This window comes from Streptomyces sp. NPDC039424 (assembly GCF_055639495.1).
The window spans coordinates 390,558-409,006 of sequence record NZ_JBVKAI010000003.1 but is presented as its reverse complement, the minus strand read 5'-3'; the positions used below and the strand labels follow the sequence as shown (position 1 = coordinate 409,006).

At 71.0% G+C, this 18,449-nt stretch carries 13 protein-coding genes; 7 read left to right on the top strand and 6 right to left on the bottom strand.

The features are described 5' to 3' along the window. Positions 1–111: 111 nt before the first annotated feature. The gene (gene rpsA, locus ACZ7L0_RS10075; RefSeq protein WP_471241958.1) at positions 112–1,605 is read right to left on the bottom strand and encodes a 30S ribosomal protein S1; all 1,494 of its coding nucleotides are present in this window, start codon (positions 1,603–1,605) and stop codon (positions 112–114) included. Between the two features lie 367 nt (positions 1,606–1,972). Between rpsA and ACZ7L0_RS10070 the strand changes: the two genes are divergently transcribed. Together ACZ7L0_RS10070 and hrpB are read left to right on the top strand one after the other, a co-directional pair. Then, positions 1,973–2,782 carry a class I SAM-dependent methyltransferase gene (locus ACZ7L0_RS10070; RefSeq protein ID WP_471242206.1) on the top strand — a complete coding sequence of 270 codons (810 nt, stop codon included), beginning with the start codon at positions 1,973–1,975 and terminating at the stop codon, positions 2,780–2,782. Between the two features lie 4 nt (positions 2,783–2,786). Then, on the top strand, positions 2,787–5,327 hold the full coding sequence (gene hrpB, locus ACZ7L0_RS10065; RefSeq protein ID WP_471241957.1) for an ATP-dependent helicase HrpB: 2,541 nt from the start codon (positions 2,787–2,789) through the stop codon (positions 5,325–5,327). Here hrpB and pgfA read toward each other — a convergent pair. From pgfA to ACZ7L0_RS10050, 3 genes are all read right to left on the bottom strand, one after another. After that, positions 5,317–6,309 (bottom strand): cell envelope lipid trafficking protein PgfA, encoded by a 993-nt coding sequence (gene pgfA, locus ACZ7L0_RS10060; RefSeq protein WP_471241956.1) that lies wholly within the window; start codon positions 6,307–6,309, stop codon positions 5,317–5,319. The genes hrpB and pgfA overlap by 11 nt on opposite strands. Before the next feature lie 49 nt (positions 6,310–6,358). Beyond that, entirely contained in the window at positions 6,359–6,493 is a 135-nt protein-coding gene (locus ACZ7L0_RS10055) for an SPW_0924 family protein (RefSeq protein WP_471241955.1), read from the bottom strand. 150 nt (positions 6,494–6,643) lie between these two features. Continuing rightward, a complete protein-coding gene (locus ACZ7L0_RS10050) occupies positions 6,644–8,389 on the bottom strand; it encodes a lytic transglycosylase domain-containing protein (protein WP_471241954.1) in 1,746 nt (581 codons plus the stop codon). A gap of 250 nt (positions 8,390–8,639) precedes the next feature. On the opposite strand from ACZ7L0_RS10050, the gene ACZ7L0_RS10045 reads away from it, so the two are divergent. Then, positions 8,640–9,494, top strand: coding sequence for a DUF4184 family protein (locus tag ACZ7L0_RS10045; RefSeq protein ID WP_471241953.1), 855 nt, complete (start codon positions 8,640–8,642; stop codon positions 9,492–9,494). Here the strand turns inward: ACZ7L0_RS10045 and ACZ7L0_RS10040 are convergent. Both ACZ7L0_RS10040 and polA read right to left on the bottom strand, forming a co-directional pair. Further along, entirely contained in the window at positions 9,415–9,822 is a 408-nt protein-coding gene (locus ACZ7L0_RS10040) for a hypothetical protein (protein WP_471241952.1), read from the bottom strand. The genes ACZ7L0_RS10045 and ACZ7L0_RS10040 overlap by 80 nt on opposite strands. Before the next feature lie 205 nt (positions 9,823–10,027). Beyond that, entirely contained in the window at positions 10,028–12,754 is a 2,727-nt protein-coding gene (gene polA, locus ACZ7L0_RS10035; RefSeq protein ID WP_471241951.1) for a DNA polymerase I, read from the bottom strand. Positions 12,755–12,931: 177 nt separating this feature from the next. Here polA and ACZ7L0_RS10030 point away from each other — a divergent pair, with 177 nt between their 5' ends. From ACZ7L0_RS10030 to ACZ7L0_RS10015, 4 genes are all read left to right on the top strand, one after another. Further along, entirely contained in the window at positions 12,932–15,211 is a 2,280-nt protein-coding gene (locus tag ACZ7L0_RS10030) for an FdhF/YdeP family oxidoreductase (protein WP_471241950.1), read from the top strand. Between the two features lie 49 nt (positions 15,212–15,260). Beyond that, positions 15,261–15,731 carry a hotdog fold thioesterase gene (locus tag ACZ7L0_RS10025; RefSeq protein ID WP_471241949.1) on the top strand — a complete coding sequence of 157 codons (471 nt, stop codon included), beginning with the start codon at positions 15,261–15,263 and terminating at the stop codon, positions 15,729–15,731. A gap of 441 nt (positions 15,732–16,172) precedes the next feature. After that, the gene (locus ACZ7L0_RS10020; protein WP_471241948.1) at positions 16,173–17,396 is read left to right on the top strand and encodes a branched-chain amino acid ABC transporter substrate-binding protein; all 1,224 of its coding nucleotides are present in this window, start codon (positions 16,173–16,175) and stop codon (positions 17,394–17,396) included. 109 nt (positions 17,397–17,505) lie between these two features. Next, entirely contained in the window at positions 17,506–18,444 is a 939-nt protein-coding gene (locus tag ACZ7L0_RS10015; protein ID WP_471241947.1) for a branched-chain amino acid ABC transporter permease, read from the top strand. The last annotated feature ends 5 nt before the right edge of the window (positions 18,445–18,449 follow it).

Here is an 18,449-nt window from a genome sequence, read left to right as displayed (position 1 = left end):
CGGGTGATCGTGTCCGCGGACACACCGAGGGCCCGCACCCAGGAAGGATGCGGGCCCTCGATCGACTGAGCCGGTCGGTCAGACCGGTCGGCTAAGCCTCAGCGACTGCGTTCAGCTCTGGCCGCCGGCCAGCTTCTCGCGCAGCGCGGCCAGCGCCTCGTCCGAGGCCAGCGCACCGGAGGTGTCCGGGCCCTCGGAGGAGTACGAACCGCCACCCGACGCGGCCGGAGCGGCGGCCTCGCCACCCTCGGCGGCAGCGGCGGCGTCCGCCTCGCGGGACTTGATGACCTGAGCCTGGTGCTGCTCGAAGCGCTGCTGCGCCTCGGCGTACTGGTGCTCCCAGGCCTCGCGCTGGGTCTCGTAGCCCTCGAGCCAGTCGTTGGTCTCGGGGTCGAAGCCCTCGGGGTAGATGTAGTTGCCCTGGTCGTCGTACGACGCGGCCATGCCGTACAGGGTCGGGTCGAACTCGACCGAGGCCGGGTCGGCACCGAAGGACTCGTTGGCCTGCTTCAGCGAGAGGCTGATGCGACGACGCTCGAGGTCGATGTCGATGACCTTGACGAAGATCTCGTCGTTGACCTGGACGACCTGCTCCGGGATCTCCACGTGGCGCTCGGCCAGCTCGGAGATGTGGACCAGACCCTCGATGCCCTCGTCCACGCGGACGAACGCACCGAACGGAACCAGCTTCGTGACCTTGCCGGGCACGACCTGGCCGATCTGGTGGGTGCGGGCGAACTGCTGCCACGGGTCTTCCTGGGTCGCCTTCAGCGACAGGGAGACGCGCTCGCGGTCCATGTCGACGTCGAGGACCTCGACGGTGACTTCCTGGCCGACCTCGACAACCTCGGAGGGGTGGTCGATGTGCTTCCAGGACAGCTCGGAGACGTGGACCAGACCGTCGACGCCACCCAGGTCCACGAAGGCACCGAAGTTGACGATCGAGGAGACCACACCGGAACGGACCTGACCCTTCTGGAGGGTCGTGAGGAACGTCTGGCGGACCTCGGACTGGGTCTGCTCCAGCCAGGCACGGCGGGACAGGACCACGTTGTTGCGGTTCTTGTCCAGCTCGATGATCTTCGCCTCGAGCTCCTTGCCCACGTAGGGCTGGAGGTCGCGGACGCGGCGCATCTCGACCAGGGAGGCCGGGAGGAAGCCGCGGAGGCCGATGTCGAGGATGAGACCACCCTTGACGACCTCGATGACGGTACCGGTGACGATGCCGTCCTCTTCCTTGATCTTCTCGATGGTGCCCCAGGCACGCTCGTACTGGGCGCGCTTCTTCGAGAGGATCAGGCGGCCTTCCTTGTCCTCCTTCTGGAGAACAAGGGCCTCGATCTCGTCGCCGACCTTGACGACCTCGTTCGGGTCGACGTCGTGCTTGATCGAGAGCTCGCGGCTCGGAATGACACCTTCGGTCTTGTAACCGATGTCGAGCAGGACCTCGTCCCGGTCGACCTTCACGATGACGCCGTCGACGATGTCGCCGTCGTTGAAGTACTTGATCGTCTCGTCGATCGCGGCGAGGAAGGCTTCCTCGTTACCGATGTCGTTGACCGCAACCTGCGGGGTGGTGGCGGTGGTCTCGGTGCTGCTCGTCATGTGGGAAAGGGCTCCGGTACGGACATTGAAGTCGTAGGTACTGCTTACGCCGGGAGCCCGTTTCGCTCTGCAGAAGCCGGACAGCCAAGGAAGCGCCCCGAAAAACTCCGGTGGCGCCTCGACAACCGAGGGGACATACAACAGATGCGAGCGCAGCCTGCTACGTCTGAGGTGCGCAGGCCCGCAGCGCAACTTGTAGCATACGGGGGCAGCCGGACAGGGTCAATGCGCGAAGGCGCACACCCGGGGCGGATCGCCGCATACCCGGCACAAGAAACGTCCCACGAGGCCAAGCAGGCCATGAAGGACCTCTTCCGTGACACGGCCCCGGCGGGCTGGACGGAAGAGTACGACGAGGGAGCCGATCATCCAAGAGCCCGAACCGTTCGAACCGGAAGCCACCCGGCGTGACGCCGGGGTGACGGAGAGCTCCCGGGCCAACCGGGGCTGGTGGGACCGGAACGCGGACGAGTACCAGAACGACCACGGCACGTTCCTCGGCGACGACCGCTTCGTGTGGGGCCCCGAGGGCCTGGACGAGGTGGAGGCGGAGCTGCTCGGCCCGCCCGAGGAGCTGAAGGGCAAGGACGTGCTGGAGATCGGCGCGGGCGCGGCCCAGTGCTCGCGCTGGCTGACCGCCCAGGGTGCCCGCCCGGTGGCCCTGGACCTCTCCCACCGCCAGCTGCAGCACGCGCTGCGCATCGGCGGATCGTTTCCGCTGGTGTGCGCCGACGCCGGTGCGCTGCCTTTCGCGGACGGCTCCTTCGACCTGGCCTGCTCGGCGTACGGGGCGCTGCCGTTCGTGGCCGACCCGCGGCTGGTGCTGCGCGAGGTGTGCAGGGTGCTGCGGCCGGGCGGGCGGTTCGTGTTCTCGGTGACCCATCCGATCCGGTGGGCGTTCCCGGACGAGCCCGGGCCGGAGGGGCTGTCGGTGTCCGCCTCGTACTTCGACCGCACGCCGTACGTCGAGCAGGAAGAGGACGGCCGGGCGGTGTACGTCGAGCACCACCGCACGCTCGGCGACCGGGTCCGGGACATCGTGGCGTCGGGCTTCCGGCTGGTGGACCTGGTGGAGCCGGAGTGGCCGGCCTGGAACACCGCGGAGTGGGGCGGGTGGTCGCCGCTGCGCGGGAACCTGATCCCGGGGACGGCGATCTTCGTGTGCGTACGAGACTGAGCGTGTGATCCGCTACGACGCTCTGGACGCCCTGCCGGTACGGGATGCCCTGCCCGCCCTGAACGAGGCCCTGGCGGGACACGGCACCGCCGTCCTCGTCGCACCGCCCGGGACGGGCAAGACGACGCTGGTCCCGCTGGAGCTCGCGGGACTCCTGGGCGACGGGCCGGCGCGGCGCGTGGTCGTGGCCGAGCCGCGCCGGATCGCGGCCCGGGCCGCCGCGCGGCGGATGGCGTGGCTGCTGGGTGAGCGGCCCGGGGAGAGCGTGGGCCACACCGTGCGCGGTGAGCGGGTCGTGGGGCCGCACACGCGCGTGGAGGTCGTCACCACCGGAGTGCTGCTGCAGCGGATCCAGCGGGACCAGGAGCTGACGGGCGTCGACGTGGTCGTACTCGACGAGTGCCACGAACGGCACCTGGACGCGGACACGGTGGCCGCGTTCCTGTGGGACGTACGGGAGACGCTGCGGCCGGAGCTGCGTCTGGTGGCCGCGTCGGCGACCACGGACGCCGAGGGGTGGGCGCGGCTGCTGGGCGGTGCGCCGGTGGTCGAGGCCGAGGGCGTCTCGTATCCGGTCGAGGTGGTGTGGGCGCCGCCGGTACGTCCCGTGCGCCCGCCGCACGGGATGCGCGTGGACCCCGCTCTGCTCGGGCATGTGGCGACGGTGGTGCGGCGGGCGCTGGCCGAGCGGCCGGGGGACGTGCTGTGCTTCCTGCCGGGCGTGGGCGAGATCTCGCGGGTCGCCGGTCTGCTCGGGGACCTCGGCGACGTCGAGGTGCTCCAGGTGCACGGGCGGGCGCCGGCGGCGGTGCAGGACGCGGTGCTGGCGCCCGGCGAGCGGCGCCGGGTGGTCCTGACGACGGCGGTGGCCGAGTCCTCGCTGACGGTTCCCGGAGTGCGGGTGGTCGTGGACTCAGGGCTGGCGCGGGAGCCGCGGGTGGATCACGCGCGCGGGCTGAGCGCGCTGACGACGGTGCGGGCCTCGCGGGCGGCCGGGCGGCAGCGGGCGGGGCGCGCCGGGCGTGAGGGGCCGGGGACGGTGTACCGGTGCTGGGCGGAGGCCGAGGACGCGCGTCTGCCGCGTTTCCCGTCCCCGGAGATCAAGGTGGCCGATCTGACGGCGTTCGCCCTTCAGACGGCCTGCTGGGGGGATCCGGACGCCTCGGGGCTGGCGTTGCTGGACGCTCCGCCGGGTGGCGCGATGGCGGCCGCACGCTCCGCGCTGACAGCGGTGGGGGCGGTGGACTCCGCCGGTTCGGCCACGGAGCGGGGGGTGCGCTTGTCGCTGCTGGGACTGCACCCACGGCTGGGGCGGGCCCTGCTCGATTCGGCGTCGTCGGTGGGCCCCGAACGGGCCGCGGAAGTCGTCGCGCTGCTCAGTGAAGAGGTGCCGCGGGAGTACGGGGACGATCTCGCCGGTGCTCTGCGGAGTGCTCGGCGTGGCGGTGACGCCTATTCGGGGCGGTGGCGGGCGGAGGTTCGGCGGCTGCGGGCCGTCGTCGGTGGTGTTTCCGACCCGCCGACCCGCACCCGTCGGTCACGAGTGACCGTCGAGGTCGGCGCGGTCCACGGCGACGAGCAGGCCGCCGGGCTCGTCGCGGCACTCGCCTTTCCCGAGCGGATCGCCAGGCTCGACGGCGGGTCGTACCTCATGGTCTCGGGCACCCGGGCCGAACTGCCCGACGGGTCTCCCCTGCGCGGGGCGCCCTGGATCGCCATCGCAGTCGCCGACCGGCCGGTGGGCAAAGGGCACGCGCGCGTGCGGCAGGGGGCCACGGTCGACGAGGAGCTCGCGCGGGCCGCGGCGGGGGCGTTCCGCGAGGAGCGGGACGAGGTGCGCTGGGCGGACGGGGACGTCGTCGCGCGGCGGGTGGAGCGGCTCGGGGCCGTCGAGCTGGCGGTACGGCCGCTGAAGGACATCGACTCCGCCGCCGTACGCGAGGCGCTGCTCGACGGGCTGCGGCAGGAGGGGTTCGGGCTGCTGCGGTGGCCGACGGAGGCGGTGGCCCTGCGGCAGCGGCTGGCCTTCCTGCGGCTGCGGCTCGGGGAGCCCTGGCCGGACGTGTCCGACGAGGCGCTCCACGCGCGCGTGGACGAGTGGCTGGAGCCCGAGCTCGGCCGGGCCCGGCGGCGCGCCGACCTCGCGCGGATCGACGCGGGGCAGGCGCTCGGGCGGCTGTTGCCCTGGGCCTCGGGGGAGGCCGCGCGGCTCGACGAACTCGCCCCCGAGCGGATCGCCGTACCGAGTGGGTCCAGGATCCGGATCGACTACGGCGACCCGGAGCGGCCCGTCCTGGCCGTGAAGCTCCAGGAGATGTTCGGGCTTCAGGAGTCGCCCGCGGTGGCGGGGGTGCCGCTGCTCGTCCATCTGCTCTCCCCCGCCGGGCGGCCCGTCGCCGTCACCGCCGACCTCGCCTCCTTCTGGAAGGACGGCTACAAGGGCGTGCGGGCCGAACTGCGCGGGCGGTATCCCAGGCATCCGTGGCCCGAGGACCCGGCCACCGCGGAGCCGACGCGGCACACCAACGCCCGGCTCAGGCGCTGACCGGCTTCGGGGCGGCGGTCTTCGGGGGCGCCGGGTCCGACGGCCGGCGGCCGCGCGCCTCCAGGTAGAGGGCCAGCGCCAGCAGCAGGGCTCCCAGGATCAGGAAGCCCCAGGGCAGATAGGACGCCAGCAGCAGGATGATCGTCCGGTTGTGCTTGACCAGGGTCACGGTGTGCTCGATGTAGTCCTCGCGCATCTTCACGTGCCCCGCGAACGCCGTCACCTTGGCGCGCCCGCCGAGCAGGGTGCCGCCGCGCAGCTCCTCCTTGTGGATCTCCTCGCCGTAGACGGGGGCACCGGTGACGGGCTCGACCCAGAACCTGCGGACGGTGGTGTACCAGCGGGTGGTGCCGGTCTTGGCGACGGACTCGGGCGTGATGCCCTTGACCGGCATGGTCTTCGGCATGCCGACCTTGGTCCACGGGATGGTCTGCTCGAAGTAGTAGACCCGCACGCCGCGGAACGTCTCGGTGCGCTTGTAGTGGATGGGGTTGGTGGTGCGGGTCTGCGCGTCGAAGTACTCGTAGTCCCGCTTCTGCGTCAGGAAGGGCCACTTGAACTCGATGCCCTCCCGTCTGACCGGGTCGCCGTCGACCATCTCGCCGGTGGCGTGGACGGGTTCCTGGGAGTGGGCGTCGAAGATGTAGCGCTCGGGGATCTTGGAGACCATCTTGCCGTCGGGGCCCTGCACATAGGACAGGCCGTCCCAGACGACCACGTCCTTCCCCGCCGTCCGCTCGATCTTCCGGGATGCCTCCACGTCGCCCTTGAGGGTCTGCACGATGGTGACCTTGGAGACCTTCTTCGCCTTCATGGTGCCGTAGTCGAGGAGGGTGGCGCCCTTCGCCTCCAGGACCATGTTCTCGTACCGGTTGGCGGGGATCTTGGCGAAGCGCGGGAAGGCGTACCAGCGCAGCAGCGGGGACAGCGCCGCGCAGAACACGGCGCAGGCGAGCAGGACCAGACTGGCCTTGCGGCGCATCTCGGCCTCCCTCCCGGGCGGGCGGTTCACGGGCGTGCGGGCACCGTGGTCACGGGTGTGGGGGCACGGTCGTCAGCAGGGGTTTCGGGGACGTCGTGCCGGTCGGCGGGCCCAGCGCGGTGATCGCGAGGACCAGGGCGAACGCGAGGGCGAGACCGCTCGCGGCGGCGATCAGGGCACGCATGCGGGACCTCCCCGGCCGTCCGGAACTGATACATCGTCAGGTCCGGGCACGGTAGCAACGGGAGGGCGAGATGAGAACACGTCGCACGCATACGGACCGAGGGCGCCCCTGCCGCCGGAGCGGAGGGGCGCCCTCGGGCGCGGCCGGTGCTTACGCGGACGGGCTCTCGGAACTGCTCGGCGACGGGCTCGCCGTCGAGTCGGCCGCGGCGACCTTCAGTTCGACGGTCAGCGTCGCGCCACCGGTGGTGGTGATGCGCAGCAGGAAGGTGCCGGTGGTGTCGTCCGCGTACAGCTTCGGCAGCTTCAGCAGGCCCTTGCCGTCCGTCTCCAGGCCCGTCAGGGTGCGTACGGTCTTGCCGTCGGCGTCCTTGAAGTAGGGGCCCTTGTCGTTCTCGGTCGCGTCGTCCGCGGACTTGATCAGGGTCGCGGTGGCCGCCACCTTGTCCGCGACGGCGCCCTTGTAGGTGGCCTTCACCTCCACCTGGTCGGCGAACTCGCCGCCCGGCGTGCAGGTCAGCGCGGTGTCGCTGGTGCGGGCGAGGACGTCGGCGGCACGCTCGGTCACGGTCGCCTTGTAGTCGAGGCCGCTGAGGGTGCGGCCCACGACGGTGGCCCGGACCGTGAACTCGCCGGTCTTCTCACCCGCCTGGAGCGCGGGGGCGACGGCGGTGCCGGAGGTGCCGGTGAGCACCGCGGCGACCTTCTCGCCCCCGGTGAAGGTGGTGTCCGTGTCGCCGAGGATGGTGAACCGGATCCGGACCTTGCCGACGGCCTTGCCGGCCTTGGTCTCGGCGCGCGTGCTGATCCGCTTGGCGAAGGGGTCCCCGGCCTGGGCGGTGAGCTTGGCGGTACCCGCGTCCTCCAGGTGGTCCACGGTGTCGGTCTGGGTGGGCGGCTGGCTCGGGGTGCCCGGCGTGGACGGCGGCTCGGGTTTGGGGCTGGTGCCGCCGCCGTCGTCCGGCTTGTGCGGCTTCGGGTCCGGCTTGGGCGTGCCCGGCTTGGGCTTGTCCGGTGTCGACGGCTTCGGGGAGGGGCTGGTCCCGGCCGTCTCGTCGTCGCTGCGGTGCGAGGGAACCGAACCGGTGCCGTCGGGGATCGAGTGGCTGCCCTTGCGGTAGTAGTCCAGCCACGACAGGACCAGGTTGAGGTAGTCCTGCGAGTTGTTGTAACTGAGGATCGCGCTGTTCAGGTCCCCCTGGTCGGCCAGGTCCCAGCCGTTGCGGCACAGGTAGTGGCCGGCGGCGAGCGCGGCGTCGTAGACGTTGTTGGGGTCCTTCGCGCCATCGCCGTTGCCGTCCCGGCCGGCCCAGGCCCAGGTGGACGGGATGAACTGCATGGGGCCGATGGCCTGGTCGTAGGAGCTGTTGCCGTCGTACCGGCCGTTGTCGGTGTCCTTGATCAGCGCGAAGCCGTTGCCGTCGAGCTGCGGGCCGAGGATCCGGCCGATGGTGGTGCCGTCCGCGTCGACGCGGCCGCCGCGGGCCTGGCCCGACTCGACCTTGCCGATGGCGGCGAGGAGTTGCCAGGGCATGTTGCACCCCGGCTTGGAGCCGCGCAGCTCTTCCGCGGCCTTCTTGTAGGCGTCGAGCACGGTCGCGGGGATGCCCGCCTCGCCCTCGCCCCGCGAGGCGGGGGTGCCGATGGTCGGCGACGGGCCGGCGTCGGGTTCCGGGCTGTTCAGCGGCGGCAGGTCCGTGTAGTACGGCGAGTTGCCGGTGGCGTTGCCGTCGGAGGTGGTGTCCGGCGCGGTGGTGGCGCCGGCGGCGGCCTGTCTGCCCTGGTCGTCGGCCGTCACTCCTGGAGCCTGGGAGGCGGAGAGAGCCGCGACCGCTGCCGCGGCCACGGCGGTGGTCGCCGCCCCTTTGCGCAGCCGACTGCCGAAATGCGCCGCCATAGAGTGAACCCCTCCCGTGGACGCCCGAGCGCCCGTCTTGTGTCTTCCCGCTCTTTCCGCTCGCCCTGTTGTGACGGTTGACCCGGGGCTGTGGTTGCCCCCGTTACGCTTTTTCCAGTCGTACGGTGATCTGTTCGACCGTGCCTCCCGGCAGGGTGACCCAGGTGACCCTACGACAACTTCCTTTCACTGGGCACCCGGTGGCGCCCGGATTTCGCCGGTCGGTCATGTGCCGTTCAAGGGGGCCCCGTTGCCGTTCACACTCAGCCATGCGGCGGCGGTACTGCCCGCGGTGCGCGGGGACGGATCCGGCCGCGGCCGGCTGGTACCGGCGGTGCTCGTCGCGGGTTCCCTCTCCCCCGACATGACCTACTACGCGGCGAGTGTGCTGCCCGGGGCGATGCGGTTCGGGGACGTCACGCACTCCTTCGCCGGGGTGTTCACCGTCGACGTACTGGTGTCCTGGGGGCTGGTGGGACTCTGGCTGGTCCTGCGCGAACCGCTGGTCGCCCTGCTGCCCCGGGGCCGCCAGGGGCGGTGGGCGGCGCTGACGCGGTGCGGGGCGCCACGCGCGCGCGTACGGCCCGCCACGGCGGCCTGGTGGTACGCCTGCGCGGTGCTCGGCGCGTTGACGCATGTCGTGTGGGACGCGTTCACGCATCACGACCGGTGGGGAGTGAGGCTGTTCCCGGTCCTGAACGGGGTGGCGGCGGGCATGCCGCTGTACTCGTACCTGCAGTACGCCTGTTCGCTGGTGGGCGGCCTCCTGGTCGTGGCGTGGGTGACGCGTGCGGTACGGCGGGCGCCGGACGGTGAACCGGTGGGAGTTCCGGCGCTGTCGGTACGGGACCGCTGGTGGGCCGGTGCGGTGGTCGGCGGCTGCGCGGCGCTCGGGGCGGCGCAGCGGGCGCTGCGGTGGTGGGCGTACTGGGGCACCACCGCCAAGCCCTGGGAGCTGCTGCCGACGCTGTGCTTCGGGGTGGGCGCGGGGCTGGTGCCGGGACTGCTGGTGTACGCCCTGGGGGTCAGGCTGTGGCGTCCGGCCCGGGTGTGCGCCGGTCCCGCGGCGGCCGGTGCGCGGCGGGACCGGTCTGCCGCTCGGTGAGGGGCGCCACGAAGACGGTCATGGCGCGGGCCGGGCGGGGTCTCGGCAGCCGGGTGAGGACAAGCGCGAGGAGCGGGGCGAGGTAGCCGCGGCCGCGGTCGGCCCAGGAGCGCCAGGCGGTCGCCCGTCCCGCCCGGGTGAGCCGGTGTCCGAGGTCTGCCGTCGTCCGGCGCACGGCCTGGGCCGGGTCGGTGGGGATGCGGGCGGTGCTTGCGTCGGCCGCGAAGACCGGAACCGGCGGGGGCGGCGTGCCCGGGGCCGCGGCGGCGCCCGCCGGGCCAGTGGGCCCTGCGTGGGCCGTCCGGCGGTGGAGCGTGCGTATACCCATGCCCGCATCCTGACGGGCGGGGGCCGCGGGGGCGTTCTGGCGGGGGCCACGTGAGTGACGGTCCCCGCGGGGCCGGTTCCCGGCGGGGCTTGGGCGGGGTCGTGCGGGTGAGCTGGGAAATGCGGCTCACCCACACCGTGGGAGAGGGCGTTGCCGGAAACGAATGAACGTGGCCGGAACGCCCCCTCCGTCGCACAGCCAAAGGCTAGTGCGCTGCGGATTCCCAGTCGGGGCCGACGCCGACCGAGACGTCCAGCGGGGCCCGGAGCCGGACCGCGCCCGCCATCTCGCGGCGGACGAGCTCCTCCACCGCCGCGCGCTCGCCGGGGGCGATCTCCAGGACGATTTCGTCATGGACCTGGAGGAGCATCCGGGACTTGAGGCCGGCCTCCTCCAGGGCCCTGCCCACGTGCAGCATGGCGATCTTGACGATGTCGGCCGCCGTGCCCTGGATCGGCGCGTTCAGGGCCATGCGCTCGGCCGCCTCTCGGCGCTGGCGATTGTCGCTGTTGAGGTCGGGGAGGTAGCGGCGGCGCCCGAAGAGCGTCGCCGTGTAGCCCGTCGCCCGGGCCTCGTCGACCGCCCGGCGCAGATAGTCCCGTACACCGCCGAAGCGCTCGAAGTACGCGTCCATCAGGGCGCGGGCCTCGGCCGCCTCGATGTTCAGCTGCTGGGACAGGCCGAAGGCGGACAGCCCGTACGCCAGGCCGTACGACATGGCCTTGATCTTGCGGCGCATCTCCGCGTCCACCGCCGAGCGCTCCACCCCGAACACCTGGGAGGCCGCCGTGGTGTGCAGGTCCTCGCCGGAGGTGAACGCCTCGATCAGGCCCGCGTCCTCCGAGAGGTGGGCCATGACGCGCAGTTCGATCTGGCTGTAGTCGGCGGTCATCAGCGACTCGAAGCCCTCGCCCACCACGAAGCCGCGGCGGATCGCCCGGCCCTCGTCCGTGCGGACCGGGATGTTCTGCAGGTTCGGGTCGGTGGAGGAGAGCCGGCCCGTGGCGGCCACCGTCTGGTTGAAGGTGGTGTGGATACGGCCGTCGCCCGCGATCGTCTTGATCAGGCCCTCGACCGTGACCCGCAGCTTCGCCTGCTCGCGGTGGCGGAGCATGATCACCGGCAGTTCGTTGTCCGTCTGGGTCGCCAGCCAGGCCAGGGCGTCGGCATCCGTCGTGTAGCCGGTCTTGGTCTTCTTGGTCTTGGGCAGGGCCAGCTCGCCGAAGAGGACCTCCTGGAGCTGCTTGGGCGAGCCCAGGTTGAACTCGTGTCCCGCCGCCGCGTGCGCCTCCTTCACCGCCTGCTGCACCGCGCCCGCGAACATCTGTTCCATGGCTTCGAGGTGGGCCCGGTCGGCCGCGATGCCGTGCCGCTCCATGCGGGCCAGCAGCGCGGAGGTGGGCAGCTCCACGTCCCGCAGGAGGTCCGCCGCGCCCACTTCCTGAAGGCGGCCCTCGAAGGCCTGGCCCAGGTCGAGGACCGCGCGGGCCTGGATCATCAGGGCCTCGGCCTCGGCTCCGTCGTCCGCGCCGAAGGCCAGCTGGCCGTCGGCCGCCGCGGCGGGGGCCAGCTCGCGGTGCAGGTACTCCAGGGACAGGGCGTCCAGGTCGAAGGAGCGGCGGCCCGGCTTGACCAGGTAGGCGGCGAGCGCGGTGTCCATGGTCACGCCCTCGACCGACCAGCCGTGCTCGGCGAAGACGCGCATGGCGCCCTTGGCGTTGTGCAGGATCTTGGGCCGGTCCGCGTCGGCGAGCCAGGCCGCGAACGCGTTCTCGTCGGTCTCGTCCAGCTCGGCCGGGTCGAACCAGGCGGCAGCTCCCCCGGCGGCGGCGAGCGCGACCTCGGCGACCGAGCCGGCGCCCAGCGCCCAGGTGTCGACGGTGGCGACACCGAGCGTCTCGGCGCCATGCTCGGCGAGCCACGGGGCGAGCTCGCCCGCACCGAGGACGGTGCCGTCGAGCTGCACCCCGTCCGTCGTGATCGGGGTGGTCTCGGCCACCTCCGCACCCGGGTCGACGGCGAAGAGCCGCTCACGCAGGGACGGGTTACGGATCTCCAGGGTGTCCAGGATCATCGCCACGGCCTTGCGGTCGTACGGCGCCCGCTCCAGGTCGGCGACCGCCTTGGGCAGCTCCACCTGCCGCTCCAGCTCGGTGAGCCGGCGGTTGAGCTTGACCGCCTCCAGATGGTCGCGGAGGTTCTGCCCGACCTTGCCCTTGACCTCCTCGACGCGCTCGACCAGCTCCGCGAAGGAACCGAACTGGTTGATCCACTTCGCGGCGGTCTTCTCGCCGACGCCCGGGATGCCGGGCAGGTTGTCGGACGGGTCGCCGCGCAGCGCCGCGAAGTCGGGGTACTGGGCGGGCGTCAATCCGTACTTCTCGAAAACCTTCTCCGGGGTGAACCGGGTCAGCTCCGAGACGCCCTTCGTCGGATACAGCACCGTCGTGTGCTCGGAGACCAGCTGGAAGGAGTCGCGGTCGCCGGTGACGATCAGCACCTCGAAGCCCTCGGCCTCGGCCTGGGTGGCGAGGGTGGCGATGACGTCGTCCGCCTCGAACCCCTCGACCGCGAAGCGCTGGGCCTGCATCGAGTCGAGCAGCTCACCGATCAGCTCGACCTGGCCCTTGAACTCGTCCGGGGTCTTGGAGCGGTTCGCCTTGTACTCCGTGAACTCCTCGGAGCGCCAGGTCTTGCGGGACACGTCGAATGCCACCGCGAAGTGCGTGGGCGCCTCGTCACGCAGGGTGTTGGCCAGCATCGACGCGAAGCCGTAGATCGCGTTCGTCGGCTGGCCCGTCGCGGTCGTGAAGTTCTCCGCGGGCAGCGCGAAGAACGCGCGGTAGGCCAGCGAGTGCCCGTCCATGAGCATCAGCCGGGGACGGGTGCCGCCGGGGGTCTTGTCGGTCGTCTTCGATGCTGTCTCTGCCACGCCCCCGATCCTGCCACGCCCCACTGACAGCCGGGGCCGGGGCCGGTTCGCGGGCGCCCGGCCCGGAGGAACACCTCTCCCCTTCTTCCTTGGCCTGCCACTCTCTCTCCTGGCCTGTCACCGCCGCGTGGGAGGATCCCATGTACAGCACACACGCCAGTCGAAGGGGAGCGTGCGATGGCGACGAAGCCGCCCAAGGGGGATCCGGTCCAGGACGCGCCGCAGGTCGCGGAGCCCAAGCACGCGGCGGCGGGGCTGCCGGCCATCGGACACACCCTGCGCATCGCCCAGCAGCAGATGGGTGTGCGGCGCACCGCGCTGACGCTGCTGCGGATCAACCAGAAGGACGGCTTCGACTGCCCGGGCTGCGCCTGGCCCGAGCCGGACCACCGGCACAAGGCGGAGTTCTGCGAGAACGGCGCGAAGGCGGTGGCCGAGGAGGCGACCCTGCGCCGGGTCACCCCCGAGTTCTTCGCCGCGCACCCCGTCGCCGAGCTCGCCACCCGCAGCGGCTACTGGCTCGGCCAGCAGGGACGGCTCACGCACCCCGTGTACCTCCCCGAAGGGGCCGAGCGCTACGAGCCGGTCACCTGGGAGCGCGCCTTCGACATCATCGCCGAGGAGATCTCCGCCCTGGGCTCCCCCGACGAGGCCGTCTTCTACACATCGGGCCGCACGAGCAACGAGGCCGCGTTCCTCTACCAGCTGTTCGCGCGCGAGCTGGGCACGAACAACCTGCCCGACTGCTCCAACATGTGCCACGAGTCCTCGGGCTCCGCCCTCAGCGAGACCATCGGCATCGGCAAGGGCAGCGTCCGGCTGGAGGACCTCTACAAGGCGGACCTGATCATCGTCGCCGGGCAGAACCCCGGCACCAACCACCCCCGCATGCTCTCCGCCCTGGAGAAGGCCAAGGCGAACGGCGCGAAGATCATCAGCGTCAACCCGCTGCCCGAGGCGGGCCTGGAGCGCTTCAAGAACCCGCAGACCCCCCAGGGCATGGTCAAGGGCGCCGCCCTCACCGACCTGTTCCTGCAGATCCGCATCGGCGGCGACCAGGCGCTCTTCCGCCTGCTGAACAAGCTGGTCCTGGAGACGGAGGGCGCGGTCGACGCGGACTTCGTCCGCGAACACACCCACGGGTACGAGGAGTTCGCCGAGGCCGCCCGCGCCGCCGACTGGGACGAGACGCTCACCGCGACCGGCCTGACGCGCGCGGAGATCGAGAAAGCCCTCGGCATGGTCCTGGCCTCCGAACGCACCATCGTCTGCTGGGCCATGGGACTCACCCAGCACAAGCACTCCGTCCCCACCATCCGCGAGGTGGTCAACTTCCTGCTCCTGCGCGGCAACATCGGCCGCCCGGGCGCGGGCGTGTGCCCGGTGCGCGGTCACTCCAACGTGCAGGGCGACCGCACGATGGGCATCTTCGAACGCCCCGCCCCGGCCTTCCTGGACGCCCTGGAAAAGGAGTTCGGCTTCGCGCCCCCGCGCAAGCACGGCTTCGACGTCGTCCAGGCCATCCGCGCGCTGCGCGACGGCGAGGCCAAGGTCTTCTTCGCCATGGGCGGCAACTTCGTCTCCGCCTCCCCCGACACCGAGGTCACCGAGGCCGCCATGCGGCGCGCCCGGCTGACCGTGCACGTGTCGACGAAGCTCAACCGCTCGCACGTCGTCACGGGCGCGCGTGCCCTGATCCTGCCCACGCTGGGCCGTACCGAGCGCGACGAACAGGGCGGCGGCGAGCAGTTCGTGACCGTGGAGGACTCCATGGGCATGGTGCACGCCTCCCGGGGCCGTCTGGAGCCCGCGAGCCGGCACCTGCTGTCCGAGCCGGCGATCGTGTGCCGTCTCGCGCGCCGGGTGCTCGGCGCGGACAGCGCGGTGCCGTGGGAGGAGTTCGAGAAGGACTACGCCACCATCCGCGACCGCATCGCGCGCGTGATCCCCGGCTTCGAGGACTTCAACGCGCGCGCGGCCCGTCCCGGCGGCTTCGCCCTGCCGCACGCCCCGCGCGACGAGCGCCGCTTCCCGACGGCGACGGGGAAGGCGAACTTCACAGCGGCCCCGGTGGAGTACCCCGAGCTGCCCGAGGGCCGCCTGCTGCTGCAGACGCTGCGTTCGCACGACCAGTACAACACCACGATCTACGGCCTCGACGACCGTTACCGCGGCATCAGGAACGGGCGCCGAGTGGTCCTGGTCAACCCCGAGGACGCCCGGCGGCTCGGCGTGGACGACGGGTCGTACGTCGACCTGGTCGGCGAGTGGAAGGACGGCGTGGAGCGGCGGGCGCCCGGCTTCCGGGTCGTGCACTACCCGACCGCCCGGGGCTGCGCGGCGGCGTACTACCCGGAGACCAACGTCCTGGTCCCGCTGGACGCCACCGCGGACACCAGCAACACCCCGGCCAGCAAGTCCGTCGTGGTGCGTCTGGAACAATCGGCTACCGACTGAGCGTTTGCTCAGCCGAGAGACTGGTGTACGACGAACGGAGCCGGGCCCCATGGGCGAGCAGCAGCACGTGAAGTTCCCGCAAGCGGTCATCGACGAGTACGCCGCGCTCGGCATCGACCTCATGGCGCTGTTCTCCGCGGGCCATCTCGGCACGCGGATGGGCGTGCAGATCGTGGAGGCGTCGGCGGAGCGGGTCGTCGGGACCATGCCGGTGGAGGGCAACACACAGCCGTACGGACTGCTGCACGGGGGCGCCTCCGCGGTGCTGGCCGAGACCCTCGGTTCGGTGGGCTCGATGCTGCACGGGGGCAGCTCGAAGATCGCGGTCGGCGTCGACCTGAACTGCACGCACCACCGGGGCGTGCGCTCCGGGCTCGTCACCGGGGTGGCGACGCCGGTGCACCGGGGGCGGACCACCGCGACGTACGAGATCGTGATCAGCGACGAGGAGGGGCGGCGGGTGTGCACCGCGCGGCTCACCTGCCTGCTCCGTGACGTCTCGGGTGCTGAGAAGGCGTGAGCGCCCGGCGCCGAGTCCCGCAGCGGCCGAATGTCCCCGAATGCGGACTTGCCCTTTCTTGACGTAACGCTGCGTAACTCGGGCGCAATACAGCCACACGGCTTCGACCGTGACGGCGCACCACTCCGAGACCCGTCCGGACCGCCGCGAGGGGCCTGCCACCAGGCAGGCCCCTCGCGGCGGGTTCACGGCCAAGCGGAAGTGCGGGTTCTCAAAATGTGGACCGAGAGGAAATTCCACCAAAACAGTCGAGAGCATCCCGCGCCCGACTTCACCGTCCACGTCGTCATAACAAGAAAGTCACAAGCCAGCTCACTGCGATGCCCATGTCCACATACCGGGCTTAGAGTCACGGCCAGTCACCGCTCCATCGGGAGTTAGGTACCGGCACCGCATCCCCCGTCCCCGCAGGGGCGGACGTGCCTGCGGAAAGGACTGAATGTGCGACAGCGTTCTCTGGTGATTCTCACCTCCGTACTGACCACCGGAGCTCTGACTCTCACCGCCTGCGGCTCCCGCGACGACGACAGCAAGAGCGGCGACAGCGGCAACGTCACCGTCACCATCGGCGTCGACGCCCCGCTGACCGGTCAGAACTCCGCCACGGGCCTCGGCATCCAGTACGGCGCCCAGATCGCCGTCGACGACGCCAACAAGAACAAGACCGTTCCCGGCGTCACCTTCAAGATCAAGGCCCTGGACGACAAGGCGATCCCCGCCACCGGCCAGCAGAACGCCACCCAGCTGGTGTCCGACAAGGACGTCCTCGGCGTGGTCGGCCCGCTGAACTCCGGTGTCGCGACGCAGATGCAGCAGGTCTTCGCCACCGCCAACCTGGTGCAGATCTCCCCGTCCAACACCGCCCCGGAGCTGACCCAGGGCAAGAACTGGCAGACCAAGCCGGCCCGCCCGTTCAAGACGTACTTCCGCACCGCGACCACCGACGCCCTCCAGGGCGCCTTCGCCGCGGACTACGCCTACAACGGCCTCAAGAAGAAGAAGGCCTTCGTCGTCGACGACAAGCAGACCTACGGCGCCGGCCTCTCCAAGATCTTCAAGGAGCAGTTCGTCAAGCAGGGCGGCAAGGTCATCGGCACCGACCACGTCAGCGTCGGCGACCGTGACTTCTCCACCCTCGTCACCAAGATCAAGAACTCCGGCGCCGACCTGCTGTACTACGGCGGCCAGTACGACGAGTCCGAGGTGCTGACCAAGCAGCTCAAGGACGTCGGCGCCAAGATCCCCCTGTTCGGCGGCGACGGCATGTTCACCCCGACCTACATCAAGACCGCCGGCAAGGCCTCCGAGGGCGACCTCGTCACCTCCATCGGCGTCCCGGTCGACACCCTGCCCGCCGCCAAGGACTTCGTGACCACCTACAAGGCCAAGAAGTACCCCGGTGACTACGGCACCTACGGCTCGTACTCCTACGACGCCGCCACCGCCATCATCAAGGCCGTGGGCGAGGTCGTGAAGGACGGCAAGGTCCCCTCCGACGCCCGTGCCCAGATCGTGGACGCCGTCCAGAAGAGCTCCTTCGACGGCATCTCCGGCAAGATCGCCTTCGACGAGTTCGGCGACACCACCAACAAGCAGCTGACCGTGTACCAGGTCACCAAGGGTGAGTGGAAGTCCGTCAAGAGCGGTACCGCCAACCCGAAGTAGCCAATCCGAGCACTCCGCACCACCAGGGCCGCGCGGCGCAGACCACCGTCACCGCGCGGCCCGCCTTCTACCTCCCCCTTGACTCTCCCCACCACATGGAGGCCATGCGGTGAACACCCTGCCGCAGCAGCTGGCCAACGGGCTTTTCCTCGGCTCGATGTACGGTTTGATCGCCATCGGCTACACGATGGTGTACGGAATCGTCCAGCTCATCAACTTCGCCCACGGCGAGATCTTCATGACCGGCGGCTTCGGCGCGCTCACGGTCTATCTCGCCCTCCCGGACGGCATATCCATGTGGATAGCGCTGCCACTGATGCTCCTCGGCGGCGCACTCGTCTCCGTCCTGATCGCGGTCGGCGCCGAACGCTTCGCCTACCGGCCGCTGCGCGGAGCACCACGCCTCGCACCACTCATCACCGCCATCGGCCTTTCCCTCGCCCTGCAGCAGGCGGTCTTCAACTGGTACAAGTACCACGGTGACGCCAAGTCCGCCCGCGTCTTCCCGCAGCTGCCCTTCGGCCCGTACCACCTCGGCTCGCTCACGATCCAGAGCGGTGACGTCTTCCTGATCATCGCCGCCCCGATCTGCATGGCCATCCTGGCCTTCTTCGTCCGGCTCTCCCGCACCGGCCGCGCCATGCAGGCCACCGCGCAGGACCCGGACACCGCGCAGCTGATGGGCATCGACACCAACCGCATCATCGTGATCGCCTTCGCCATCGGCGGCTTCTTCGCCGCGGTCGCGGGCCTCTCCTACGGCCTGAAGTACGGCTCCGTCGCCTACGACATGGGCTTCATCGCCGGCCTCAAGGCGTTCACCGCGGCCGTCCTCGGCGGCATCGGCAACATCTACGGCGCCATGCTCGGCGGCCTCGTCCTCGGTCTCGCCGAGGCCATGGCCACCGCCTACATCGCCGACATCCCCGGCATGCAGCAGCTCGGTGGGCAGGGCTGGGCCGCCGTGTGGGCCTTCGTCCTCCTCATCCTCGTACTCCTCTTCAGGCCACAAGGCCTGCTCGGCGAACGCGTCGCGGACAGGGCGTGAGCAGC

Excerpts from the sequence above, each read along its gene's own strand:
- pgfA (WP_471241956.1), bottom strand. The coding sequence starts at position 6,309 with ATGCGCCGCAAGGCCAGTCTGGTCCTGCTCGCCTGCGCCGTGTTCTGC.
- ACZ7L0_RS10030 (WP_471241950.1), top strand. The coding sequence starts at position 12,932 with ATGGCGACGAAGCCGCCCAAGGGGGATCCGGTCCAGGACGCGCCGCAG.
- ACZ7L0_RS10040 (WP_471241952.1), bottom strand. The coding sequence starts at position 9,822 with ATGGGTATACGCACGCTCCACCGCCGGACGGCCCACGCAGGGCCCACT.
- ACZ7L0_RS10025 (WP_471241949.1), top strand. The coding sequence starts at position 15,261 with ATGGGCGAGCAGCAGCACGTGAAGTTCCCGCAAGCGGTCATCGACGAG.
- ACZ7L0_RS10055 (WP_471241955.1), bottom strand. The coding sequence starts at position 6,493 with ATGCGTGCCCTGATCGCCGCCGCGAGCGGTCTCGCCCTCGCGTTCGCC.
- ACZ7L0_RS10050 (WP_471241954.1), bottom strand. The coding sequence starts at position 8,389 with ATGGCGGCGCATTTCGGCAGTCGGCTGCGCAAAGGGGCGGCGACCACC.
- rpsA (WP_471241958.1), bottom strand. The coding sequence starts at position 1,605 with ATGACGAGCAGCACCGAGACCACCGCCACCACCCCGCAGGTTGCGGTC.